The 24869-nt window shown below is 68.1% G+C and carries 22 protein-coding genes; 9 read left to right on the top strand and 13 right to left on the bottom strand.

Annotation, left to right across the window (positions count from 1 at the left end):
- Positions 1-3: 3 nt before the first annotated feature.
- The 4 genes from PV646_RS37295 to PV646_RS37280 form a co-directional block, all read right to left on the bottom strand.
- Entirely contained in the window at positions 4-162 is a 159-nt protein-coding gene (locus PV646_RS37295; protein ID WP_500347012.1) for a hypothetical protein, read from the bottom strand.
- 20 nt (positions 163-182) lie between these two features.
- Positions 183-746 carry an ArsR/SmtB family transcription factor gene (locus PV646_RS37290; RefSeq protein ID WP_500347011.1) on the bottom strand — a complete coding sequence of 188 codons (564 nt, stop codon included), beginning with the start codon at positions 744-746 and terminating at the stop codon, positions 183-185.
- A gap of 69 nt (positions 747-815) precedes the next feature.
- On the bottom strand, positions 816-1307 hold the full coding sequence (locus PV646_RS37285) for a hypothetical protein (RefSeq protein WP_500347010.1): 492 nt from the start codon (positions 1305-1307) through the stop codon (positions 816-818).
- 47 nt (positions 1308-1354) lie between these two features.
- Positions 1355-2869, bottom strand: coding sequence for a phytoene desaturase family protein (locus PV646_RS37280; RefSeq protein ID WP_500347009.1), 1515 nt, complete (start codon positions 2867-2869; stop codon positions 1355-1357).
- Between the two features lie 64 nt (positions 2870-2933).
- Here PV646_RS37280 and fdhD point away from each other — a divergent pair, with 64 nt between their 5' ends.
- From fdhD to PV646_RS37265, 3 genes are read left to right on the top strand one after another with little or no spacing between them, the layout of a single operon-like run.
- Positions 2934-3761, top strand: a complete 828-nt coding sequence (fdhD, locus tag PV646_RS37275) for a formate dehydrogenase accessory sulfurtransferase FdhD (protein WP_500347008.1) — start codon at positions 2934-2936, stop codon at positions 3759-3761.
- A complete protein-coding gene (locus tag PV646_RS37270) occupies positions 3748-4878 on the top strand; it encodes a CaiB/BaiF CoA transferase family protein (protein WP_500347007.1) in 1131 nt (376 codons plus the stop codon). The genes fdhD and PV646_RS37270 overlap by 14 nt, the downstream gene beginning before the upstream one ends.
- Positions 4879-4917: 39 nt before the next feature.
- Positions 4918-5796 carry an alpha/beta hydrolase gene (locus PV646_RS37265; RefSeq protein WP_500347006.1) on the top strand — a complete coding sequence of 293 codons (879 nt, stop codon included), beginning with the start codon at positions 4918-4920 and terminating at the stop codon, positions 5794-5796.
- On the opposite strand, the gene PV646_RS37260 is transcribed toward PV646_RS37265, so the two are convergent.
- The 8 genes from PV646_RS37260 to tig form a co-directional block, all read right to left on the bottom strand.
- Positions 5793-7088, bottom strand: a complete 1296-nt coding sequence (locus PV646_RS37260) for a serine hydrolase domain-containing protein (protein WP_500347005.1) — start codon at positions 7086-7088, stop codon at positions 5793-5795. The genes PV646_RS37265 and PV646_RS37260 overlap by 4 nt on opposite strands.
- A gap of 19 nt (positions 7089-7107) precedes the next feature.
- The gene (locus PV646_RS37255) at positions 7108-8325 is read right to left on the bottom strand and encodes a serine hydrolase domain-containing protein (RefSeq protein WP_500347004.1); all 1218 of its coding nucleotides are present in this window, start codon (positions 8323-8325) and stop codon (positions 7108-7110) included.
- The gene (locus PV646_RS37250) at positions 8322-9623 is read right to left on the bottom strand and encodes a serine hydrolase domain-containing protein (protein ID WP_500347003.1); all 1302 of its coding nucleotides are present in this window, start codon (positions 9621-9623) and stop codon (positions 8322-8324) included. The genes PV646_RS37255 and PV646_RS37250 overlap by 4 nt, the downstream gene beginning before the upstream one ends.
- A 22-nt stretch (positions 9624-9645) precedes the next feature.
- Entirely contained in the window at positions 9646-10224 is a 579-nt protein-coding gene (locus PV646_RS37245; RefSeq protein WP_500347002.1) for an RBBP9/YdeN family alpha/beta hydrolase, read from the bottom strand.
- A 461-nt stretch (positions 10225-10685) separates the two neighbouring features.
- Complete coding sequence (gene clpX, locus PV646_RS37240; protein ID WP_500347001.1) at positions 10686-11966, bottom strand: ATP-dependent Clp protease ATP-binding subunit ClpX; 1281 nt, start codon at positions 11964-11966, stop codon at positions 10686-10688.
- 244 nt (positions 11967-12210) lie between these two features.
- Entirely contained in the window at positions 12211-12840 is a 630-nt protein-coding gene (locus PV646_RS37235) for an ATP-dependent Clp protease proteolytic subunit (protein WP_500347000.1), read from the bottom strand.
- Positions 12841-12859: 19 nt separating this feature from the next.
- Positions 12860-13474, bottom strand: coding sequence for an ATP-dependent Clp protease proteolytic subunit (locus PV646_RS37230; protein ID WP_500346999.1), 615 nt, complete (start codon positions 13472-13474; stop codon positions 12860-12862).
- A 164-nt stretch (positions 13475-13638) separates the two neighbouring features.
- Positions 13639-14985: a trigger factor gene (gene tig / locus PV646_RS37225; RefSeq protein ID WP_500346998.1), complete on the bottom strand. Its 1347-nt coding sequence runs from the start codon at positions 14983-14985 to the stop codon at positions 13639-13641.
- A gap of 517 nt (positions 14986-15502) precedes the next feature.
- On the opposite strand from tig, the gene PV646_RS37220 reads away from it, so the two are divergent.
- On the top strand, positions 15503-16402 hold the full coding sequence (locus PV646_RS37220; RefSeq protein ID WP_500346997.1) for a LysR family transcriptional regulator: 900 nt from the start codon (positions 15503-15505) through the stop codon (positions 16400-16402).
- Between the two features lie 371 nt (positions 16403-16773).
- Here the strand turns inward: PV646_RS37220 and PV646_RS37215 are convergent, their stop codons facing one another.
- Positions 16774-17766 (bottom strand): LacI family DNA-binding transcriptional regulator, encoded by a 993-nt coding sequence (locus PV646_RS37215; protein ID WP_500346996.1) that lies wholly within the window; start codon positions 17764-17766, stop codon positions 16774-16776.
- Between the two features lie 93 nt (positions 17767-17859).
- Between PV646_RS37215 and PV646_RS37210 the strand changes: the two genes are divergently transcribed.
- Genes PV646_RS37210 through PV646_RS37190 form a run of 5 tightly spaced genes read left to right on the top strand, consistent with a single transcriptional unit; the run spans position 17860 to position 24869 of the window.
- A complete protein-coding gene (locus tag PV646_RS37210; protein ID WP_500346995.1) occupies positions 17860-19119 on the top strand; it encodes an ABC transporter substrate-binding protein in 1260 nt (419 codons plus the stop codon).
- Between the two features lie 10 nt (positions 19120-19129).
- A complete protein-coding gene (locus PV646_RS37205) occupies positions 19130-19999 on the top strand; it encodes a carbohydrate ABC transporter permease (RefSeq protein ID WP_500346994.1) in 870 nt (289 codons plus the stop codon).
- Positions 19996-20817 carry a carbohydrate ABC transporter permease gene (locus PV646_RS37200; protein ID WP_500346993.1) on the top strand — a complete coding sequence of 274 codons (822 nt, stop codon included), beginning with the start codon at positions 19996-19998 and terminating at the stop codon, positions 20815-20817. The genes PV646_RS37205 and PV646_RS37200 overlap by 4 nt, the downstream gene beginning before the upstream one ends.
- Positions 20818-20836: 19 nt before the next feature.
- Positions 20837-21955 carry a glycoside hydrolase 5 family protein gene (locus tag PV646_RS37195; RefSeq protein WP_500346992.1) on the top strand — a complete coding sequence of 373 codons (1119 nt, stop codon included), beginning with the start codon at positions 20837-20839 and terminating at the stop codon, positions 21953-21955.
- Between the two features lie 4 nt (positions 21956-21959).
- A complete protein-coding gene (locus PV646_RS37190; RefSeq protein ID WP_500346991.1) occupies positions 21960-24869 on the top strand; it encodes an alpha-mannosidase in 2910 nt (969 codons plus the stop codon).

The raw sequence follows: 24869 nt of genomic DNA, 5'->3' as shown, positions 1-24869 counted from the left end.
CTGTCAGGCGTGCCGGACCCGGACGAAGAGCCCTAACCGGCGCCGTTCGGGTTTCGGCGCGGTCTCCTCGGTCTTCTTGACGAGTCGGCGCGCGGCGGCGTCGGACTCGAAGTCCTGCTGACGGTACTTCGCGATAGCAAACGCTTCGTGGTGCGAGAACATGGCAGATCTCCCTTTGTTCGTTATTCGGCTTCGGGTGTGACCGTGATGGCCAAGAAGTACCTGACCGGTCGCGCGCCTTCCGGCCGCGCCGACTCGTCGAGGCGGCGGTCCTCGTACTTGTCCAGCAACGCCTCCAACTCGCGCTGGTACTCGGCAGCCTCCTCGGGCGTGAGGAACTTGATCGTGCCCTCGGTGATGACCTTCTTGCGCCACTCCTCCGGCAGGTGCTCGCGCTGCCGGAAACGGTGGCGGATGCGCTCGAACTCCTGATCCAGATAGGCCATCGAGGCAGCCTCGGCCGCCATCGCGGCCTCCCCCTCCAGTCCGTCGGGATCGATCGACTGGCGCTTGGACACGATCTTCCACGGCTTCTGCCGCCCAGGCCCCTCGACCTCTTCGACGAAGCCGTACTTGGCCAGCATGTTCAGGTGGTACGAGCAGCTCGCGACGCTCTCTCCGAGTTTCTCCGAACACTGCGTCGCGGTGTACGGCCCCAACTCGATGAGCAGCTGCAACAGCTTCCACCGGAACGGGTGCGAGAGCGCCCGCAGCGCCTTGGTGTCAGTGATCGGAGAGTCCGTCATGACACCAAGGTACGCGTATCAAGGAACCTTTAGCAAGGTTCCTTGATATAGAAGTCTTGAGTTAGCGGGTCACCAGTCCGGCGAGTTCCGCGCCACGGCCGTGACCAGCGGCAACGACTCGATCACCGGCACCCGCAACAACTCCGCGGGCACATCGGGGTCGCGCACCGGCTCGACGAGCTCCCGCAACAACGCGCCGACGACGTCGTCCGCGGACTGGTCGACCTCGTGGATCAGGTCGCGCAACTGGTCCGCGGCCTCGTTGAGCACGCGCGGCCGTTGCGGGTCCTCCAGCATCAACGCCGCCAGCCGCAGCACGCGACGACAGGTGCGCAGCCGCAGGCTCCTGCTCGCGGACTCCCGCGTACCCGCGAGACCCAGTCGTCCGCGGGTGCGTTCGATCCACGGCTCGACCGTCTCGCGCCGCCAGATCGGACCGGACGCGAGTTCCGCGTCCGGCTCGGGAATGCCGTGCGAGCGTCTCTTGCGCCAGACAGCCACCAGCTGCCGACTGAGCCCCATGGCGTCGGCGATCTCGGCGATTCCGTAGAAGTCCCCCACGCCGGCAACTGTAACCAGAGATGACGCGGGGTGTCATCAAGAATGTCTTACAGGGCTTCGAGAACCGCCTTCGCCGCGTTGTGGCCACCGATGCCGCTGACCCCGCCGCCGCGCCGGGAGCCCGCGCCGCAGACGAGGACGTTGTCCACTTCGGTCTCCACGCCCCACTTGCCGACCTGCTCGTCGGTCTCGGCGAACGGCCAGTCGAGTTCTCCGTGGAAGATGTTGCCGCCCGGCAGGCCCAGTTCGGACTCCAGGTCGAGCGGGGTGCGCGCCTCGATGCACGGGTTCCCGGCGGCGTCCACGGCCAGGCAGTCCTGGATCGGCTCCACGAGGTGGACGTTGAGCTGATCGAGGTAGCGCTTCACCAGCTCGTCGCGAAGCTCGTCGTTGCGGCCCTCGAACAACGACGCCGGCAGGTGCAGGCCGAACAGCGTCAGCGTCTCGTGACCCCGCAGCGACGGCCCGAGGATCGACGGGTCGGTCAGCGAGTGGCAGTACATCTCGCCGGGCAGCACCGACGGCACCTGGCCGGCGGCGCTCTCCAGGTACGCGGTCTCCAGCTGGTCGTAGGACTCGTCGAGGTGGAACGTGCCGGCGAACGCCAGCCGCGCGTCGACACCGGACTTCAGCTCGGGCAGCCTGCGCAACAGCATGTTGATCTTCAGCTGGCAGCCGGGTGCGTCCTGGACGTCCTTGCCCTGCAACCGTCCCAGCACCGACGGCGCCACGTTCGAGAGCACGAACCGGGCCTCGGCCGTCTCACCCCCGTACGTCACCGCGGCGGTCTTGCCGTCGGACTCGACGGCGGTGACCTCGGCACCGGTGATGATCCGCGCACCGGCCTCGCGCGCGACCCGTTCCAGCTCGGCGGTGACCCCGCCCATGCCGCCGACCGGGACCTTCCACTCCCCCGTCCCGTTGCCGATCACGTGGTAGAGGAAGCACTTGTTGGCGCTCAACGAGTGCAGCGACGAGTGCGTGCCGATCAACGCGTCCGTGGCGACGACCCCGCGCACCAGGTTGTCGTCGAACAACTCCTGCAGCGTCGCGCCGATCGGTCGTTCGAAGACCTGCTCCCACAACCGGCCGCGCACCACCGCGTCGACGTGGACGCGAAGGTGTTCTTCGGACACCAACGGTTCCAGCAGGGTCGGCGCCAGCGCCTGGGCCATCAACTCCAGGTCGGCGTACCAGCGCTGCCACGTCTCCCAGTCGTCGAGCGACCCGCAGACGGCCTCGAACGACCGCACCGTCGCCTCGCCGGGTGAACGCTCGACCAGCAACCCGCCACGGCCGTTCGGTGTGTACGAGGACGCGGCACGAGACCGCAGGGCCAGCTTCAGCCCCAGATCCGACACGATCCGGTCGGGCAGCAGCGAGACGAGGTACGAGAAGCGCGAGAGGCGGGCGTCCACGCCCTCCCACGGCGAGGCGCTCACCGCGGCCCCGCCGACGTGCGGCAGCTTCTCCAGCACCCTGACCGACTTCCCCGCCCTGGCGAGGTACGCGGCCGCCACCAGCCCGTTGTGGCCGCCCCCCACGATCACGACGTCGTCCATGCCCCGGAATCCCTCCCACGTAGCCTGGTCGGTGGGAACTTAGCGGTCCGAAGGAGATGTGCACATGGGCCGAGTGACGGTGCGCCGAGCGGTCGAACGGGTGTCGCCGAGCGGTCGGCGCCGCAGGATCGACGCGCTCGCCGCCGAGGAACCCATGGAGTTGCGGGTCGACGGCAAGGCTTTGGCCGTCACGATGCGCACGCCTGGCCACGACGTGGAACTGGCGCACGGCTTCCTGCTCAGCGAGGGTGTGATCGGGTCGTCCGAGGACATCTCGATCGCCCGGTTCTGCGAGGGCACCGGGCCGGACGGGATGAACACCTACAACGTGTTGGACGTCGCGCTGGCCGAGGGCGTGCCGCCGCCGGACACCGGGGTGGAGCGGAACTTCTACACCACGTCGTCGTGCGGGGTGTGCGGCAAGGGCGCGCTGGACGCGGTGAAGCTCAAGACCCGCTACTCCCCCGCGCTGGACGAGGTGAGGGTCACACCCGAGGCGCTGACGGGCTTCCCGGACGCGTTGCGGGAGCGGCAGAAGGTCTTCGAGAGCACCGGCGGGCTGCACGCGGCCGGGCTCTTCGTCGACGGCGAACTGCTCGTCGTGCGCGAGGACGTGGGCCGGCACAACGCCGTCGACAAGGTGCTGGGCTGGGCGGTGCTGCAGAACCTGGTGCCGTTGCGCGGCGCGGTGCTGATGGTGTCGGGACGGGCGTCGTTCGAGCTGGTGCAGAAGGCCGCGATGGCCGGGATCCCGGTGCTCGCGGCGGTGTCGGCGCCGTCGTCGCTCGCGGTCGAACTGGCCGAGGAGCAGGGCATGACGCTGATCGGCTTCCTGCGCGGCGACTCGATGAACGTCTACACCGGTGGGGAGCGCGTGGTTGAGACCGCTTGACGGTGTCGTGGTGGTGAGCCTGGAGCAGGCCGTCGCCGTGCCGTACGCGACGCGGCTGCTGGCCGATCTCGGCGCTCGGGTCATCAAGGTCGAACGGCCTGGCACCGGTGACTTCGCTCGCCACTACGACTCGTCGTGCGGCGAGGTGTCGTCGTACTTCGCGTGGACGAACGTCGGCAAGGAGTCGGTGACCCTCGACATCTTCCACCCCGACGGCCGTGAGGTGCTCGAACGGCTCGTCGCGCGGGCGGACGTGCTGCTGTGCAACCTGTCGCCGCGGGTGTGGTCGCGTCTGGCGCTCGACCTGCCGCCGTCGCTGATCGTCGGTGAGCTGTCCGGCTACGGCTGGGAAGGCCCGTACGCGGACCGCAAGGCGTTCGACGCGCTGGTGCAGTCCGAGGCAGGGCTGGTGTCGCTGACCGGTGAGGGCGACGTGGTGGCCCGCGCAGGCATCTCGGTCGCGGACATCGCGGCGGGTGTCCAGTTGCAGGCCGCGGTGCTGGCGGCGTTGTTGCAGCGCGGACGAACCGGGGAGGGCGCGCGGTTGCGGTTGTCGCTCTTCGAGGCGATGGCCGAGTGGATGCACCAGCCGATGCTCTACGCCGCCGGAACGGGGGCCGCGGCGCCGCGGTCGGGCGCGCACCACCCGAGCATCGCGCCGTACGGGCCGGTCGCCTGCGCGGACGGCGCCGTGCACCTGGCCGTGCAGAACGACGGGCAGTGGCAGCGGCTGTGCGATCTGATCGGGCTCGCCCCGCAGGAGAGGTTCGCCACAGTGGCGTCCCGCGTCGAGCACCGCGCGGAGCTTCAGAAGCTGCTCGAACAGGCCTTCTCGGATCTCACCGCGGCCGAGTTGCTGATCACTCTGGACGGTGCGGACGTGCCCGCGGCGCTGACCCGCTCGATCACCGAACTACCCACGCACCCGCAGCTCGGCACGTGGGTTGACGTGCGGGTTCCCGGCGGAACGGCCCGGATGCTGCCGCCGCCGGTGGCCGGTTTCGAGTGGTCACCGGCTGCGGTTCCGGCACTCGGCGCGCACACTGACGACGTGCTGACGTGGCTGGGCTGTTCGAGTGAGGAACTGTCTTCCTTACGCGTGCGTTCCGTCCTCTGAGAAGGAAACGAGGAACGGTGCCCACGCGATGAGGTGAGCATGGGGGAACCGAGGTACAGCCGCCGCACCCTCCTCGCGGCGATCGGCGTGGTCATCGCGACAGCCATGGGCGTCGCGACGTACGTGTCGTCGTCCAACGCCGTCGAGCAGCAGATCGCGACGACCGACCGGGTGCGGGCCACCTCGGCCGCGAAGCCGGTGATCCGCTTCGAACGCGTGTACTCGGCCGCACGTCACCGCGAGGTCACCCTCGCCTTCTACCTCCCGGCCGGCGCGAACACCCGCGGCCTGCCGATGTCGATCCTCCTGCACGGCCTCAACGGTGACGCCAGGCACGCCCCCGTGGGCAACCTGCCCGACGTCCTGGCCGCCGCCGTCGCCAAGGGCTCCGTGCCCGCGTTCGGCTTCGTCGCGGTCGACGGCGGCAACAGCTACTGGCACGAGAACGTCCCCGGCGACGACCCGATGGCGATGCTGCTCGACGAGGTCCCGCGCTGGCTCAAGGAACGCGGCTACGGCGAACCGTTCGCGGTGACGGGCGTGTCGATGGGTGGTTTCGGTTCGCTGCTCTACGCGCGTCGCCGAGCCGAACGCGGCGACCCGGTCGCGGCCGCCGCGGCCATCTCCCCCGGTCTGATCACGACGTGGCCGGAGATGGCCAAGCGGCGTGCGTTCAAGGACGAGGGCGAGTGGGCGTCGCTCGACCCGTTGCGGCACCTGAAGGCCACCGGCCCGACCGCACTCGGTGTGTGGATCGGCGACCGCGACCGGTTCATCGAGGGCACCCGCCGATTCATCCGCGACGTGCGGCCCGAGGTGGGCACGGTCAAGGGCGGCGGCCACGACGACGGGCTGTACCGGAAGGTGACGCCCGACGTCGTGCAGTTCCTCGCCAAGTACGCGAAGCGCGCCGTCTAGACCCGCTGGGCCGCGCGGCCCCAGTGCAGGTACTTCACCCGGTCCTGCTCGTCGCGTCCACACAGGACGACCACCTGGTGATAGCCGGTCTCGCTGTCGACGGCGATCAGCGCGTCCTCCCGCAGTCCGGTGAACTCGTGCTCGTCACCGTCGACGAACGACTCCCAGCCGGGGTCGAGCCGCACGTACCGGAGCTTGACCCTGCCGCCGTCGCCTTCGGTGACGTGCAGTTCCAGACCGGTCGACCGGTAGACGCCGACGACCCGTTCCACGTCCACCGGCACCGGCAACGGCGGTGGTGTGGGCAGGCCGGGCAGGGCGATGTCCTCCCTGCCCAGCGCCTCTTCGAAGACCGCGCGCGCCAGTGCCAGGCTCTCACCGCCGTTGGTGAGAACGGCGATCGCGAGTCCGGCCGCGGGGATCACCCGCAGGTAGGCCCGGTACCCCAGGGTCGAACCGGTGTGCCCGATGCCGGTGACCCCGTCCGCGTACTCGTGCACCGCCCAGCCGAGCCCCTGGCTGCCGCCGTGCGCGAAGTTCGGTGGCACGACCTGGCTCTCGCGCATCGCGTCGAACTCGCTGGTGCCGAGGTGCATCCGCACGAACTCCAGCAGGTCCCGCGCGCTCATCGCAAGCGCCGTGCCCGCCGGCGCGTCGCCCTCGGCCATGAACTTGCCCGCAGGCTCCGGTTCCTTGCCCACGTGGCCGGTGGCGACGATCTGCGTGGCGTACTCGGCGTGGCTCGCGACCGCGGTGCACAGACCAAGTTCGTCGATGAGACGCTCACGGACGACGGCGCGGAAAGGCTTGCCGCGCAACACCTCGATGACCCGGCCGAGCAACGTGAAGCCGCTGTTGCAGTACGTGTAGAGCTCGCCGGGCGGCGCCTCCTGCCGCGCGTCCGCCAGGAGCACGACGTACTTCTCCAGCATGTCGTCGCCGTTTCCGGTGTCGTGGAAGAGGTCGCCCTGGAAGCCTGCGGTGTGGGTGAGGAGGTGCCGTGGCGTGATGACGCGCGCGGCCTGTTCGTCGGCGAGCGCGAACTCCGGCAGCACGTCCCGGACCGGACGGTCGAGGTCCAGCAGGCCCTCGTTCACCAGTTGCTGGACGAGCGTCGCAGTCCAGACCTTGGTGATCGACCCGATCTGGAAGATGGCGTCCGGCGTCACCTTCTCGCCGGTGACGTTGTTGAGCACACCTGCTGCCATGTCGGTGATTTCGCCGTTGTGCAGCACGGCGACTTGGGCGCCGACGACGCCGTGTTCCTCGATCAGTTCATCCAGATTGATCATGTCACTCCCCCAGGAGTTCTCAGGCCCGGGCGGCTGCCCGGCCGAAGTGCAGCAAGCCGTTCACGAGCACCAGCACGGTGTGCGGGTCGTCCACGGCGATCAACGCGTCCTCGCGCAAGGCCACGAACTCTCGTGCGTCGTCATCGAGATCGACCAGCACGCGGCCGTGATCTGCTTGTGTGACAACGACTTCGTGGCCTGCACTGCGATAGGTGCCGATGAAGCGTTCGTCCACCGGCTCGGGGGCCGCGGGCGGCACCGGTGACTCCGGTCTGTGCACGTCCGCGAGTTCGCTGAAGACGTCGTCGATGACTTGGTCGAACACCGCGCGAGCGTCGCCGCCGGTGGTGAGCAGGGCGACCGCGATCCCTCTTTCCGGTGCGATCCGCAGGAACGACGCCAGGCCCCGGTTGCTCCCGTGGTGGCCGATCACCGGGCCGCCGGAGTAGCCCGGCAGCTCCCAGCCCAGGCCCCACGAAGCGCGATGTCCGAAGTCAGGCAACAACACCTGGGGTTCGCGCATCACCGCGAACGCCGGCGTGGCCAGGTGCATGCGCGCGAACGCGAGCAGATCCCGTGCGCTCATCGCGAGTGCCGATCCGGCGGGCCAGTCGGACTCCGGTCCCGGATCGGTCACCGGCCGACCGTCCTCGTGACCGACGGCATGCGCGGCCGTGGCTTCCGCGTAGGTCGTCGCGACCGCGAGACCGAGCGGCGCCGCCAACCGTTCCTTGAGGACGGTGTTGAAAGGCTTGCCCCGCAACACTTCCACGATCCGGCCGAGCACCGTGAAGCCGCTGTTGCAGTACGACCACACCTCACCCGGCGCGAAGAGCTGCCGCGCGTCGGCCAGCCGTGCCACGAACTTCTCGATCGCGTCGTCGCCCGAGCCGGTGTCGTGGAAGAGGTCGCCATCGATGCCGGACGTGTGGGTCAGCAGGTGCCGTGGCGTGATCACCGGCCGGAAACCCCGCAGCACGTCGCGCACCGGCCGGTCGAGGTCGAGACGGCCCTCGTTCACCAGTTCCTGGACGAGCGTCGCAGTCCAGACCTTGGTGATCGACGCGATCTGGAAGAGCGAGTCCACCGTCACCGGCGCACGCGTGTCTGCGTTCAGCACACCAGTGGCGACGTCGGTGATCTCTCCGTCGGCCAGGAGAGCGAACTGGGCGCCGACAACGCCGTGTTCCTCGGTCAGTCCGGGCAGTCTGCGCGTGATCCACTCGGTCGCGTTCACCGGCGCACCGCCGCCCGGCCGAAGTGCACCCACCTCACCTGGTCGTCGCGACGGACCAGCCGGAGCACGGTGTGCGGTTCGTCCACGGCGATCAGGGCGTCGTCACTCAAGGTGGTGTAGTCGGTGCCGCGATCCCGGTCGGTCATCGTCGTCTCGCAGATCCAGTGCTTCGGCTCGTACCGGACCCGGACCCTGCCTTCCGCCGCCGGAGTGATGTGGACGTCCAGCGCGGACGAGCGGTACACGCCGGTGAGCTCGGCGGCGTCCACTGGAACGGGCGGCTCGGGCGGCACGGGGAGTTCGGCAAGATGAACGCCCGCCAGTTCGCCGAGCAGATGGGAGAACACGGCACGCTGCAGTTTCGCCTCCGCCCCGCCGTTGGTGAGGACCGCGATCGCCACGCCCGCCTCCGGCAGGACACGCAAGGCCGCGTCCTGGCCCATGGTGGCCCCGCCGTGGCCAACGCCGATGGTGCCGTTCGGGTAGTGGTGCACCGTCCAACCAAGACCCCAGCCACCGCCATCCGGCGTTTTCACCTGCTGCACGCGCATCGCGTCGTACGCCGTCGTCTCGAGGTGCATCCGGGCGAAGCGCACGAGAGAACGCGCGTTCATGGCGAAAGCCGAGCCGGCGGGAGCGTCGGAGCCCGGCATCATGGTGTCGACGGGTGGTCCCCCGGCCGACAGGTGCCCTTCGGCGCCCCGGTGCGCGGGGTACTCGTCGTAGTGCGTGGCCACGTTCGTCAACCCCAGCGGACCGACGAGCCGTTCCCGCAGCACGACGTGGAACGGCCGGCCGCGCAACACCTCCACGATCCGGCCCAGCACGACGTAGCCCGCGTTGCAGTACGAGAAGAGTTCGCCGGGCTCGGTGAGCTGACGCGCGTCAGCGAGCAGAGCCACGAACCTCGCGACGCAGTCGTCGCCCGTCCCGGTGTCGAACCACTGGTCGCCCTCGAAGCCACCGAGATGACAGAGCAACTGCCGAGGAGTGACCGCCCGCGCCACCCGCTCGTCCGCGAGCCGGAACTCGGGCAGAACCTCACGCACCGGCCGGTCGAGATCGAGCAGGCCCTCACCGACGAGCTGCGCGACCAGCGTCGCCGTCCAGACCTTGGTGATCGACCCGATCTGGAACAAGGAGCCGACGGTCACCCGCTCACCGGTGGCAGTGCTGAGCACACCGGCGGCCGCGTCGTGGATCTCGCCGTCCGCGAGCACCGCGACCTGAGCACCGACACCGTGCTCCGCCACGAGTTCGGGAAGCCTGCGTCGTAACCACTCTGCAGTGTCGTTCACGTTCCCCCCAGGAAGTGATCAGCTAGCGCGGTGAGAGCGGCACCGTCCTCGACCGCACCCACTTGAGCACCGCGGGCCACTCCCCGTAGCCCGCGTCGATGTTGACGTGCGCAGCCCCCGGCAGAACGTCGATCTCGATCCGCAACGCCTCGGCAAGCTCTTTCGCGGACTGCATCGAGCAGTGCGGATCACCCTCACCAGCGACCAGCCGCGTGTGGGTGGCGGCACGACGCAACCCCGCCGGATCGAGCGGAGCGGGGAAGAACGACTTGATGGCCGGCTCCGGGTGGTCCAGCGCAGGCGGGGCGACGAGCAACACCCGGTCGACGTGGGCGATGTCCTCGCGGGCCGCGTGGTGCAGCCAGAGGTAGCAGCCGAGCGAGTGCGCGACGACGACCCGTTCACGGTCGACGGGCAGCGCTTCGAGGTGCGTGTCGAGCTCGCGGAGCCAGGTGTCCCGGTCGGGCGCCTCGGGGCTGCTGAAGTGCGGCATGTCCGCGAGGCCGCCGTGCTCGGACACGGTCTGGGCCAGCCAGCGCTGCCAGTGGCCGGGGCCGGAGCCGGTGTAGCCGTGGAGCAGGAGCACGTGGGGCAGCGACATGCCTCCACCCTAGTGGCGTGGTGCGGGGAGCCACCGGTGAATCCTTGCCCGGTGGCACGCCTCGGGGCACCGCTCCCGCTTGTCCTGGTGAGAGCGCAGGGCAAGCGGCGCGGAGGCGGCGCGGGCGAGCGACGCGTGGCGTGCAGGTGGCGCGGGGCGAGCGGCGCGAGGCGCCTGGCGTGCAGGCGACACCAGCACACACATGCGACTCCAGGCGTGCGGGCGGCACTAGCCGTACGGGCGTCACCACGTGCGGGAGCCGCCACACACGGTCGACACCACACCTGCGAGGCACCAGAGGGGTGGGCGGGCATTACGCGGGAGCGCGGCACCAGACCTGCGGACGGAGCCTTGCGACGCTGCCTGACCCGCAAGGTCCGCGCGGCTGCGTTCGCCGCTCGGCGCCGGAACGAGCGAAGGGCGCCCGGTTTCCCGGACGCCCTTCGCCTGAACGATCGAACCTAGGCCGACTTCTCGCGGCGCTCACGGCGCGAGGGCTGCCGGGCCACGATGGTCGGGTTCACGTTCTCCTTCACCGTCTGCTCGGTGATGACGACCTTGGCGACGTCCGTGCGGCTCGGGATGTCGTACATCACCGGGAGCAGGACCTCTTCCATGATCGCGCGCAGACCACGAGCACCGGTACCGCGCAGGATCGCCTGGTCGGCGATCGCTTCGAGTGCGGTCTTGGTGAACTCGAGCTCGACGCCATCCATCTCGAACAGCTTCTGGTACTGCTTCACCAGGGCGTTCTTCGGCTCGGTGAGGATCATCACCAGCGACGGCTTGTCGAGGTTCGTGACGGAGGCCACCATCGGCAGACGCCCGATGAACTCGGGGATCAGGCCGAACTTGATCAGGTCCTCCGGCATGGAGTCGGCGAAGTAGTCCGCCGAGTCCGTCTCCGCCTTCGAGCGGACCTCGGCGCCGAAGCCCAGGCCTCGCTTGCCGACCCGGTCCTGGATGATCTTCTCGAGCCCCGCGAACGCACCGGCCACGATGAACAGCACGTTCGTCGTGTCGATCTGGATGAACTCCTGGTGCGGGTGCTTGCGGCCGCCCTGCGGGGGCACCGAGGCGGTCGTGCCCTCGAGGATCTTCAGCAGCGCCTGCTGCACACCCTCACCGGACACGTCGCGAGTGATCGACGGGTTTTCACTCTTCCGAGCGATCTTGTCGACCTCGTCGATGTAGATGATGCCCGTCTCGGCGCGCTTGACGTCGTAGTCCGCGGCCTGGATGAGCTTCAGGAGGATGTTCTCGACGTCCTCACCGACGTACCCGGCCTCCGTCAGCGCCGTCGCGTCGGCGATGGCGAACGGAACGTTCAGCATCTTCGCGAGGGTCTGTGCCAGGTAGGTCTTGCCGCACCCCGTCGGGCCGAGCATCAGGATGTTCGACTTCGCCAACTCGACGCCGTCGTCACGACCCTCGCGCCCGCGGTCGCCCGCCTGGATGCGCTTGTAGTGGTTGTAGACGGCGACGGAGAGGGTGCGCTTGGCATCACTCTGGCCGATGACGTACTGGTCGAGGAACTCGTGGATCTCGGCGGGCTTCGGCAGCTCGTCGAGCTTCACGTCGCCGGCTTCGGCCAGCTCCTCCTCGATGATCTCGTTGCAGAGATCGATGCACTCATCGCAGATGTAGACGCCGGGGCCGGCGATGAGTTTCTTCACCTGCTTTTGACTCTTTCCGCAGAAAGAGCACTTCAGCAAGTCGCCGCCGTCACCGATACGCGCCATGACCGCTGACCTATGTCCCCTCCGGCGCACACCTGCTGTAGTGCGCCTGCTGACTTGCTGTGGCAGTCCCACTGGCTGTGGGTGCTGAGCCCGTTCTCCTGACGGTACCTGGCCGACCCCGTTTCAGGGGAGGACCCGCGTCCCCCGACGCGCCGATCAGGCCGGTTGCCCGGTCACATCGGCGTGTCGGGTGGGCACGCGGTGTCCGGGGGCCGGGTGTTTCCCAGCCCCTAGGACGCCGCGCTCAGGACTTGGCGGAAAGCTTGCGGTAGGGCAGCACCGTGTCGACGATGCCGTACTCCTTGGCCTCGTCGGCCGTCAGAATCCGGTCGCGCTCGATGCTCTCGCGAACCTCCTCCGCCGTCCGGTTCGTGTGCCGCGCGAGGGTCGACTCCATCAGGCGGCGCACGCGCTGGATCTCGTTCGACTGGATCTCCAGGTCGGACACCTGACCGTACGCGCCCTCCATGGAGGGCTGGTGGATCAGGATTCGCGCGTTTGGCAGCGCGTGGCGCTTGCCGGGCGTGCCGGCGGCCAGCAGCACCGCGGCGGCCGAGGCGGCCTGACCGAGGCAGTACGTCTGGATGTCCGGGCGAACGAACTGCATCGTGTCGTAGATGGCCATCAGCGAGGTGAACGAGCCACCCGGCGAGTTGATGTACATCAGGATGTCGCGGTCCGGGTCCTCGGACTCGAGGACCAGCAGCTGCGCCATGACGTCGTTGGCCGAAGCGTCGTCAACCTGCACGCCGAGGAAGATGATGCGCTCCTCGAACAGCTTGTTGTACGGGTTCGACTCCTTCATGCCGTAGCTGGTGCGCTCGACGAACGACGGCAGCACGTAACGCGACTGAGGGGCGTGGAACTGGCTCACTTCGAGATCTCCTCAGCTGCTAGTTGCTCGAGCCGACCGGCTGCGCGCGGGTGACGACCTTGTCCACGAAGCCGTACTCCAGCGCTTCCTGCGCCGTGAACCAGCGGTCGCGGTCGGAGTCGCGGGTGATGGTCTCCACCGACTGCCCGGTGTGCTCGGCGATGAGCTCGGCCATCTCGAGCTTGGTGCGCGTCAGCATGTCCGCCTGGATCGCGATGTCCGCGGCCGTACCGCCGACACCGGCCGAGGGCTGGTGCATGAGGATGCGCGCGTGCGGAAGCGCCTGACGCTTGCCAGGAGCGCCCGCGGACAGCAGGAACTGGCCCATCGAGGCCGCGAGGCCCATGGCGACCGTGGCCACGTCCGGCTGGATCAGCTGCATCGTGTCGTAGATGGCCATGCCCGCCGTGACGGAACCACCCGGCGAGTTGATGTAAAGCGTGATGTCCTTCTCGGGGTCCTCAGCGGCGAGAAGCAGCAGCTGAGCGGTGATCTGGTTGGCGATGCCCTCTTCGACCTGCGATCCCAGGACGATGATCCGCTCGCGGAGCAGCCGCTCGTACACCGAGTCGTTGAGGTTCATCCCGGCGGTGGCCGACCGCAATTCGGGGGTCGGGAAGGAGTGCTGCGTCACGTCTGCCTGCCTAACTCCAGGTGGAACGAATCTGGAAGCAAAAACTCTCTGCGATCGACCTTAACGAAGGCGGGCGGCGTCAGATGCCCGACACCGCCCGCGTTCGCTATCAGCTGTATTTCCGAAGCTCGCCCGTTCGCGGGGAAGGGCGAGCGGGTCGGTCCTTACTCCTGGCCGTCCTCATCGGACTTGGTCTCGCCGAAGAGCTCGTCGAGGTCCAGCTTGGTGCCGCTCGCGTCGGACACCTCGGCCTGGCGCACGACGCTCGCGAGCGCCTTGCCCCGGCGGACGTCGGCGAAGATCGCGCCGAGCTGGCCGGACTGCTGCGCGCGCTTGACGTACTCGTCAGGCGAGATGCCGAAGCGCTGGGCCTGGTAGATGATCCGCTCGGTCAGCTCGCCGTCGGACACCGTGACCTGCTCGGCGTCGGCGATCGAGTCGAGCACGAGCTGCGTCTTGACGGCCTGCTCGGCCGCCTTGCGGAGCTCGGCGTCGAACTCCTCCTCCGACTGACCCTGCTCGGTCAGCCAGGCGGCGAACTTCGCGTCGTCGTGGTCGAAGGCGTGCACGGCGTCGTGCTTGCGGGCGTCGATCTCGCCCTGGACGATGCCCTCGGGCAGCGGGACCTCGGTGGTCTCCAGCAGAGCCTCGAGGACCTTGTCGCGCGCCTGCACGCCCTGCTGCATCTTCTTGACGCGGGCGAGGCGGGTCTGCAGGTCGGCCTTGAGCTCGTCGAGCGTGTCGAACTCGCTGGCGAGCTGCGCGAACTCGTCGTCGAGCTCGGGGAGCTGACGCTCCTTGACGCTGCTCAGCACGACGGTGACCTCGGCCTCGCGGCCCTCGTGCTCACCGGCGACGAGCGTCGTGGCGAAGGTCTTGGTCTCACCCTCGGCCGCGCCGACGAGCGCGTCGTCGATGCCCTCGACGAGCTGGCCGGAGCCGACCTCGTAGGACAGGCCGCTGGTGCGGGCCTCCTCGACCTCTTCGCCGTCGACCGTCGCGGACAGGTCGACGATGACGAAGTCACCGGTCTCGACCGGGCGGGTCACGCCGGTCAGCGTGCCGAAGCGAGCACGGAGCTCGTCGAGCTGGGTGGTCACGTCCTCGTCGGTGACCTCCTGCTCGTCGACCGTCACGGCGAGCTCGCCGAACGCGGGCACGACGATCTCGGGACGGACGTCGACCTCGGCGGTGAACTCGAGGGTCTGACCGTCCTCGATCTTGGTGACCTCGAAGTCGGGACGGCCGAGCGTGCGCACCTCACCCGCGTTGACCGCTTCCAGGTACTTGGCCGGGATGGCCTCCTGGATGACCTCGTCCAGCACCGGAGCGCGGCCGATGCGGTTCTCCAGGACCTTGGCGGGGGCCTTGCCCGGACGGAACCCGGGGATGCGGACCTGCTTCGCGAGCTTCCGGTACGCCTGGTCGAAGTTCGACTTGAGCTCGTCGAACGGCACCTCGACGTTGATCCGGACCCTCGTCGGGCTCAGGTGCTCGACGGTGCTCTTCAACGTGGACTCCTCGATACGAACAAGAACGTGCAAGACAGCCGGATACCGCCACCAGGGCGCCCGGATTCCCAGCGAGTCTAGGCGAGACCCGCGCTGTGACCGCCGCCACCCCGGCGAGCACGCCCGTCCAGGACCGCCGGCCCCTCCACCACCGCCCTCTCAGACGGCCGATTCGCACCGTTCCGAGGGGCTTCACCCGACTTCCGGAGCCTGACCTCTTCAGCGCCGGACACTTCAGCGCCGCCGCCAGACCACGACGGTGGCGGCTCTTTATTCTTCGCCTGGCGAACCACATAACAGAAACGACTCGCCCCACTACCGCCCGTCGAAGACGGCAGTTCCAATTTCACTCTTTCGGCCGAAACAGCCTTTCCAGACCGATCAAGGTGACTCCATAAGCACCAATCACCCCAGCTCAGAGGGCAGGTAGCGTTACTGCTCCCGCACCATCCGTAACAGGACCACGGGAACGAACGAGAAAAAGTCGTCGCACCGTTTTACCCCGAGGATCCGCCTGATGGAGACACGCCAGCTTCTCGCGTTCACGACCGTGGTTCAGACAGGGAGCTTCACCAAGGCCGCTGCCACGCTCAACTGCTCGCAGCCGACCATCACCACCCGCATCAAGGCGCTGGAGGAGGCCCTCGGGGTCGTCCTTTTCCGGCGCCTCCCCCGAGGTATCCAGATGACCTCCGCAGGCGTGGAGTTGCTCCCGTTCGCGCGAAACATCATCAACCTCACCGAAAAGGCCCGAAAAGCCATCACGATGAACGGCGAGCCCCACGGCAAACTGATCATCGGTTCCGCACAGAGCTTGACCGACTACCGTCTGCTACCGCTCATCGAATACATGTGCTGGCGCTACCCGTCGGTCCAACTCTCCCTGCACTCCCGCAACGCGCTGAACAACCTGAACTCGGTGCGAGACGGCCAACTGGACTGCGCCTTCTTCATAGGCGCCATAGAACCCCGCGAGGGCCTGGAAACAACAGTCCTCTGCCCCGAACCCCTGGTAGTGGTCGCGGGCCCGAACCACATGCTCACCCAACGCCAGACCCTGGCCGAGGACGACATCACGAGCAGCACCCTCATCCGGGCCGAGAACGGCGCCAGCTACCACGAACTGTTCGAACACTCCCTGGGCTACGACGACACCAGAGCTCCGGTCCTGGAACTGGACTCGGTGGACGCAGCCAAACGAGCAGTGGCCTCAGGCCTGGGCATCGCCCTGATGCCCGAGGTGACAGTCTCCGCAGAACTGGCCGACGGCAGGTTGGTCCGCTTGCCCTGGTCCCCGACGTTCCGCGTCTACACGCAGTTCGGCTGGCGCCAGGACAACTCGACGAACCCGGCGGTGACGGCCCTGGTCTCAGCGGCAGCCCAGGTGGTGAGCGACCAGGTCGCCTCTCTGACCTGACCGCACACGCACGCACGCACACAGATCGAACGCGAAGCCGCAGGCGAGCCGTCTTTACCAAGCGGTCCAGGCGGTGGGGTCCCATCACGAGTCGCGCCACAGCTCTTGCTGCATGAGAGAAGGGGTGTCAAACCGCCACGCTTTTCGGCGGTTTGACACCCCTTCTCTCATGTGGCCCGCTCTTGGCTCGGCTCGTGATGGGACCCCACCGCCAACGCAACCACACTAAGCAACAGGCAGCCGCCCAACGCCACAGGCGTGCCATCTACCCACGCACGGCGCGGGCCCCCTGATCAGATTGCCGGGGGTCTGGGGGCAGCGCCCCCAGGGGAAGCACGCAAGGCGACAGCCGCCAACGCAACAGGGGAACGCTACGAAACCCCAGGCGCACCCCCAGAACTCCCCCGAACCACCAACTCGGGCAACACGTCCTCGACATCCGACGGCAAAGCCCCACCGATGACAGCCACCAACGCCCGAGCAGCCCGAGCCCCGAACGCAAACGTGTCCCGCGACAACGCGGTCAACCGCCCGTGCTGACACAAAACCGAGTCGTCCCAAGCAACCAGAGACAGCTCGGCAGGCACAGCAACCCCCAGCGCAGCAGCAACCTCAGCCCCTGCCACAGCCATCACATCGTTGTCGTAAACGATCGCAGTGGGCGGCTCATCCATCCCCAGCAACGACCGGGTAGCAGCCGCACCAGCCTCAGCCGTGTAATCCCCCGGCACCACAACACCGTCCACAACGGACGAGGCAAACGCGGCATCCCGCCGAACCGTGTGCAACAACGAAGCCAACCCGGCAACCCGGGCGATCCGCCGATGCCCCAACGACTTCAGGTACTCCACCACGGACGTCATGGCCGCGTAGTCATCAGCCCAAACAGAAGCCAGCGACCCATGATGCCCAGCCCCACCCACCACAACAGCCGGCAACCCGAGCGAGGACATCAAAGCAACCCGAGGATCCGACACCAGCAGATCCACGAGGAACACCCCGTCGACCCGGTGCTCGGCCCACCACCGCTGGTACAACGCGATCTCTTCCTCGCGCGACGACACCACCTGCAGCAACAGCGCACACGAGATCTCGGACTGCATCCCAGCGATCAGCTGGAAGAAGAACGCCTCGTCCCCCAGCGCACGAGGCGGCCGCACCAGAACCAGCCCCACCGCGTCGGCGGACGCGGACGACAACGCCCGAGCGGTGACCGAGGGCCGGTACCCCAGCGACGAGGCCACGGCCAGCACGCGCGCGCGGGTCGACTCGGACACCCCGGAACGGCCGTTCAACGCCAGCGACACGGCTCCCTTGGACACCCCGGCCTCCGCCGCGATGTCCTTGATCGTCGGCCTCTTCACCACACCCCGCTCTGTCCGAAAGGAGACAACAAGACGTTCGGAGGCTAGCCGGAGATAAACCGGTTTAGCTAGGGTCCGCGACCAAGGAGGTGGGTGTCAATGAAGAGGCGCACGTTCCTCGCGGGCCTGGCGGCGGTGCCCGTGGCGGGATGCGGACTGTCCGGCACGTCGAGCACCAACACGGCCACGAACGGCCAGGTCACGGGCGAGATCACGTTCCAGACCTGGTCCCTCAAGCCCAAGTACACCGACTACGTCAACGGTGTCATCGACGCTTTCCAGAAGCAGCACCAGGGCACCACCGTGAAGTGGGTCGACCAGCCCGCGGACGGGTACCTGGCCAAGGTCATGGCGGACGCGAGCGCGGGCAGCCTGCCCGACGTGATCAACGTGCCGCCGGACCTGAGCTTCCCGCTGGCCAAGGCGGGGCAGCTCGTCAACCTCGACGAAAGCCTCAAGGACGCCAAGCCGGAGTACCTCGACAACGCCTGGCAGGCGTTCGAGATCCCCGGCAAGGGCGGCTGCTACGGCTTCCCGTGGTACCTCAACACCGGCCCGATCTTCTACAACAAGGCCCTGTTCACCCAGGCGGGCCTGGACCCGAACAAGCCACCGACGAACTTCAAGGAACTCGAAGCCCAAGCGCTCCAGCTGGCGCAGAAGAAGATCGCGATCCTCGGCCAGACGCCGAGCATCGCCGACTTCGGCCTGTACGGGGTGAAACTCTTCGACACCGACAAGTTCACGTTCAACGAGGCCAAGGGCGTCGAGTTCGTCGAGAGCTACAAGCGGATGTACGACGCGGGCGCGCTGATCCCCGAGGCGCTCACGCAGAACTACACCGGCGCCGGCGCGAAGTTCATGGCGCAGCAGACCGCGCTCAACCCCGGCAGCGCGTACGACCTCGGCAAGTTCAAGACCGACGCGCCGAGCCTCTACGCCAACATCGGCATCTCCACGCCCATCACGAACACGGGCAGCGCCAACATGTTCCTGCACGGCATGAGCGTGCCGAAGAGCAGCAAGAACCAGGCGACGGCGCTGGCGTTCGGCAGGTTCGCCACCAACGCCGAGAACCAGGTGAAGTTCGCCAAGCTCGCGTCGATCTTCCCGAGCACCAGCAAGGGCGGTGACGACCCGTACTTCACCACGGAGGACGGGACGGACGAGGCACGGGTCAGGGTGGCCGCGGCCAAGCAGCTCAAGACCGCGGTGAACTACACGCCCGTGCAGTTCAGCGATCAGATGCGCGAGGCGCTGCTGCAGCAACTGGCCGACGCCATGCTCGGCAAGAAGTCGCCGAAGCAGGCCCTGGACGACGCGGTCGCCGAGTGCAACCGCCTCCTCAAGTAGGCAGCGGGAGATGACTCATCGCCCGTACACGCCGTGGCTGTTCCTGGCACCAGGACTGGCCATCTGCCTCATGTTCACGATCTTCCCGTTCCTGAACATGATCGTGCTCGCGTTCACGGACGCGAGCGCGCTGGGCGGTGGCCGGTTCACCGGCCTGGACAACTTCGTGCGGATGCTCCAGGACCCGAAGTTCTGGACGGCCGCGCGCAACAGCGCTCTCTACATGGTGTGCGTCGTGCCACCGCTGGTGCTGTTGCCGCTGCTGATCGCGATGCTCGTGCAGAAGGTCGTGCCGGGCATCGGGATCTTCCGCACGGCGTTCTTCACGCCGGTGATCGCGTCCACGGTCGTGGTCGGGCTCATCTGGACGTGGCTGCTCGACAGCCGCGGCCTGGTGAACAACGTGGTGGAGGCGTTGGGCGGTACCCGGATCGGGTTCCTGACCGACTCGACTCTCCTGCTGATCAGCTCGATGGTGGTGACGGTCTGGCGCGGCCTCGGCTACTACATGGTGATCTACCTGGCCGCGCTCGCGAACGTGCCGAAGGACCTGCACGAGGCCGCGATGGTCGACGGCGCGGGACCGGTCAGGAGGTTCTGGTCGGTCACCGTGCCCAGCCTGCGGCCGACGATGGTGCTGGTCGCGGCGCTGAGCGCGGTCAACGGGTTCCGCGTGTTCTCCGAGATCTACCTGCTCTCGGGCGGGTCCGGCGGTCCGGGCGGGGCGAGCACCACCCTGGTGATGCTCATCCAGTCGGTCGGCCGCGGCCTGACCGGTGAGGTCGGGTACGCGTCGGCGCTCAGCGTGGTCCTGTTCGTGATCCTGCTGGGCCTGCTGCTGGTCACCCTCAAGCTCAACCGCAGGGAGGACCAGCTGTGAAGCGCGCCCACGTCTACCTGGCCCTGCGCTACCTCGGGCTGCTGAGCGTCCTCGCGATCAGCATCGGGCCGTTCCTGTGGCAGTTCGCCACCAGCGTCAAGGGGCCGAACGAGGACGTCTTCGTCCCCGACTTCATCCCCGACGACCCGACGTTCGGCAACTACGCCGCCGTCGCCGACGTGGTGCCGGTCTGGAACTTCGCGCTCAACTCGCTCGGCGTCGCGAGCGTCAACGTCATCACGAACTGCCTGGGCGCGGCCATGGCCGGCTACGCCCTGGCACGGCTGAAGTTCAGGGGACGCCGGTTCGCGGCGGTGGTCTTCGCGAGCAGCATCCTGGTGCCGTTCGAGGCGATCATGATCTCGCTGTTCCTGGTGATGCGCGGCTTCGGGCTCACCAACACGCTCACCGCGGTCGTGCTGCCCGGCGCGATCGCCGCGCTCAACGTCCTGTTGCTGCGCAACGCCTTCCTCGCACTCCCCGCCGAAGTCGAGGAAGCCGCGATCATCGACGGCGCCAACGCCTGGCAGCGCTTCACCCGCCTCGCGCTGCCGTCGGTGAAGGGCACGCTGGTCGTGGTGGCGCTGTTCTCGTTCATGTTCAGCTGGGACGACTTCCTGTGGCCGCTCATCGTGCTCAGCGACCAGGAGAAGTACACGCTCACCATCGGCCTGGCGTACCTCCAGGGCACGTTCGTGCAGAACCAGAGGCTGGTGGCGGCGGGCACGATCATCGCCGTCGTCCCGCTGATCCTGTTGTTCCTGTTGCTGCAGAAGCACTTCTTCCGCGGAGTGGGAGAAGGCGCGATCAAGGGCTGACACCCCGAGGAGCTCAACCTTGCGTTTCGGCGTGAACTACACCCCGTCCCAGGGCTGGTTTCACCACTGGCTCGACTTCTCCCTAGACGACGTCAAAGCCGACTTCGAGTCCATCGCGGCACTCGGCCTCGACCACGTGCGGGTCTTCCCGCTGTGGCCGGTGTTCCAGCCCAACAGGAGCCTCGTCCGTCCCCAGGCCGTCGAGCAGCTCGCCCAGATGCTCGACGCCGCCCGCGAGACAGGCCTCGACGTCCAGGTCGACGTGCTGCAGGGCCACCTGTCGAGCTTCGACTTCTACCCGTCGTGGGTGCAGACCTGGCACCGCCGCAACATCTTCACCGACCCGGACGTCATCAGCGGCCAGCGGTTCTACGTGCGCACGCTCGCCGAGGCCCTGAAGGACAAGTCGAACTTCCTCGGCTTCACCCTGGGCAACGAGGTCAACCTGCTGACCGAGTCGAACCCGTGCGCGCCCGAGCAGGCCGGCGAGTGGATCGACACGCTGCTCGACGAGTGCGACAAGGCCGCACCGGGCCTCCCGCACGTCCACTCCGAGTACGACGCAGTCTGGTACGAGAGCGAGCACGCGTTCCTGCCGGAGCACGCCGCCAACAAGGGTGCGATGACGACCGTGCACTCGTGGGTCTTCAACGGCACCGCGCAGCGCTACGGGTCGCTCTCGCCGGAGAGCGTCCACCACGCCGAGTACCTGGTCGAGCTGTCGAAGGCACACGCCAAGGACCCGGACCGGCCGGTGTGGCTGCAGGAGGTCGGCGCCGCCCAGCCCGAGATCACCGCCGAGCAGGCACCGCAGTTCGCCGAGCAAACGCTTGCGAACGTGCTGACCTGCTCGAACCTGTGGGGCGTCACGTGGTGGTGCTCGCACGACGTCGACCGTGCGTTGGTGGACTTCCCCGAACGCGAGTACGAGTTGGGGTTGCTGACGACGGAACGCGAGGTCAAGCCGCTCGGCGCGGCGATCGCCCGGATCGTGCGCGAAGCAGTGCACGAGCCGGTCGAGCGCACGCCGATCACGCTGCACGGCGACCGGCCCTCGTGGGGTCCGGGCGGTGCTTTCTTCGAAGAGTGGATGGGCCTCGCGCGGGACGGCGTGCGGGCCTCGATCGAGCTGGGGTGACGAAGTGCACGACGAACGCGCGCTGCTGGAAGAACGACTCAACCGCACGCTGAAGGAACGCATCCGCCCGGCCGTCTACGGCGAGACGGCACCGCTGGAACTCGCCGTCTGGACGGTGCCGGACGAGCCCGTCCCGGTCGCCGAGGCCCTCGAAGCGACCTACGTCCCGGCCGCCGTCGGCGACGACTGGGGCGCGCCGTGGAGCACGAGCTGGTTCCGGCTCACCGGCAGCGTCCCCGAGTCGTGGCAGGGCAAGCAGGTCGAGGTCGTGCTGGACCTCGGCTTCACCCACCCCGGCCCCGGTTTCCAGTCCGAGGGCCTCGCCTACACCGCCGACGGCCTGCCCATCAAGGGCATCGAGCCGCGCAACACCTACCTGCCCGTCGACGGCTCCGAGGTCCTGTTCTACCTGGAGGCCGCGGGCAACCCGACGATCCTCGACTTCCACCCGTTCCTGCCGACCCCGCTGGGCGACAAGGACACGGCGGGCACCGAGCCGTTGTACAAGATCCTCAAGGCCGAGCTCGCGGTGTTCCAGCCGCAGGTGTGGCACCTGATGCTCGACATCGAGGTGCTCCAGTCGCTGATGAGGGAACTCCCGGACCACGACCCGCGCCGGCACAAGGTCCTGCACGCGCTGGACCGGGCGATGGACGCGCTGGACCTCAACGAGGTCGCCGCGACCGCCGGCCTCGCCCGCGAGGAACTGGCCGGCGTGCTCGCGTTGCCCGCCAACGCCTCCGCGCACAAGGTCTCCGCGATCGGCCACGCGCACATCGACTCCGCCTGGCTGTGGCCGCTGCGCGAGACGGTCCGCAAGTGCGCGCGCACGTTCTCCAACGTCACCAAGCTGATGGACGAGTACCCGGACTTCTACTTCGCGTGCTCTCAGGCCCAGCAGTACGCGTGGATGAAGGACCACCACCCGCACGTCTGGGACCGCGTCCGCGAGAAGGTCCGGAGTGGACAGTTCGTGCCGGTCGGCGGCATGTGGGTCGAGTCGGACACGAACATGCCCGGCGGCGAGGCGATGGCCCGCCAGCTCGTGCACGGCAAGCGCTTCTTCCTCGACAACTTCGGCGTCGAGACCGAGGAGGTCTGGCTGCCCGACTCGTTCGGCTACAGCGCCGCACTCCCCCAGCTGATCAAGCTGTCGGGCTCGCGCTGGTTCCTCACCCAGAAGCTGTCGTGGAACCAGATCAACAAGTTCCCGCACCACACGTTCTGGTGGGAGGGCATCGACGGCACGCGGATCTTCACGCACTTCCCGCCCGTCGACACCTACAACTCGTCGCTGTCGGGCGAAGAACTGGCGCGGGCCTCACGCCAGTTCGCCGAGCACGCCAAGGCGTCGCGCTCGCTCGTGCCGTTCGGCTACGGCGACGGCGGTGGCGGACCGACCCGCGAGATGATGGAGACCGCACACCGCGTCGCGAACCTCGAAGGCTCGCCGACGGTCCGCGTCGAACCCCCGCGCGACTTCTTCCAGGCCGCGCAGGACGAGTACCCGGACGCGCCGGTGTGGGCGGGCGAGCTGTACCTGGAGAAGCACCGCGCCACCTACACCACCCAGGCCAAGACGAAGCAGGGCAACCGCCGCAGCGAACACCTGCTGCGCGAGGCCGAGCACTGGGCCACCGCCGCCGCTCTGCAGGGTGCCGATTATCCGTACGAGGACCTCGACCGGTTGTGGAAGACCGTGTTGCTGCACCAGTTCCACGACATCCTGCCCGGCAGCTCGATCGCCTGGGTGCACCGCGAGGCCGAGGCCACCTACGCCCGCGTGGCGTCCGAACTCAAGGCGCTCACGGCGAAAGCCATCAACGCGCTGAAGGGTGACGGCGACGACGAGGTCACGTTCGACGTGCTCGGCGGCGACACCCCACGGCCGTTCGTCGCACCGGTGGACGGCGTGCTGGACAACGGCAGGCTGCGCGTCACGATCGACGCCGACGGCATCGTGCTCTCGATCCTGGACCTCGAAGAGGACCGCGAAGTCCTGCCGCCGCACGGGTTCGCCGGCATGCCGCAGCTGCACCGCGACAACCCGAACCAGTGGGACGCCTGGGACATCGACCCGTTCTACCGCAACTGGAAGGCCGACCTGACCCCGTCCGAACGCGTCGACGCCTCCGACGGTCTCGTGGTCAGGGCGAAGTTCGGCGACTCCGTCCTCACCCAGACCATCCGGCTGCGCGAGGGCGCGAAGCAGGTCGACTTCGACACCGAGGTCGACTGGCAGGAACGGGAGAAGCTGCTCAAGATCGCGTTCCCGCTCGACCTGCGCGCCGAGGTCTCCACGGCGGAGACCCAGTTCGGCCACCTGCACCGCCCGGTGCACACCAACACCTCCTGGGAGGCGGCCAAGTTCGAGATCTGCGCCCACCGCTACCTGCACGTCGGCGAACCCGGCTACGGCGTCGCGGTGGTCAACGACTCGACCTACGGCCACGAGGTCACCCGCACCACCCGTGAGGACGGCGGAACCACCACGACCGTGCGCCTGTCCCTGCTGCGCGCGCCGAGGTTCCCCGACCCCGAGACCGACCAGGGCGAGCACCGCTTCCGCTACGCCCTGGTGGTCGGCGCGGGCATCCCGGAGGCGATCGACGCCGGATACCGCATCAACCTGCCGCCGCAGACCGTCCGGGGCTCCGAGGCACCGGCTCCACTGGTGTCCACGGACAACCCGGCGGTGAGGGTCGAGGCCGTGAAGCTGGCCGACGACCGGTCGGGCGACGTGGTCGTCCGGCTCTACGAGGCGCACGGCGGCCGAGCCCGCGCCTCGATCAGCACCTCCTTCGCCCACACCCGGATCCAGGAGACCGACCTGCTCGAACGGCCCCTGGCCGAGCGGTCGGCAGAGGTGGTGCTGCGCCCGTTCCAAGTGATCACCCTGCGAATCACGAGGTAG

It is taken from the genome of Streptomyces sp. ID05-26A (genome assembly GCF_033794685.1).
Lineage (GTDB): Bacteria > Actinomycetota > Actinomycetes > Mycobacteriales > Pseudonocardiaceae > Lentzea.
This window is presented reverse-complemented; position numbering and strand designations above follow the sequence as displayed.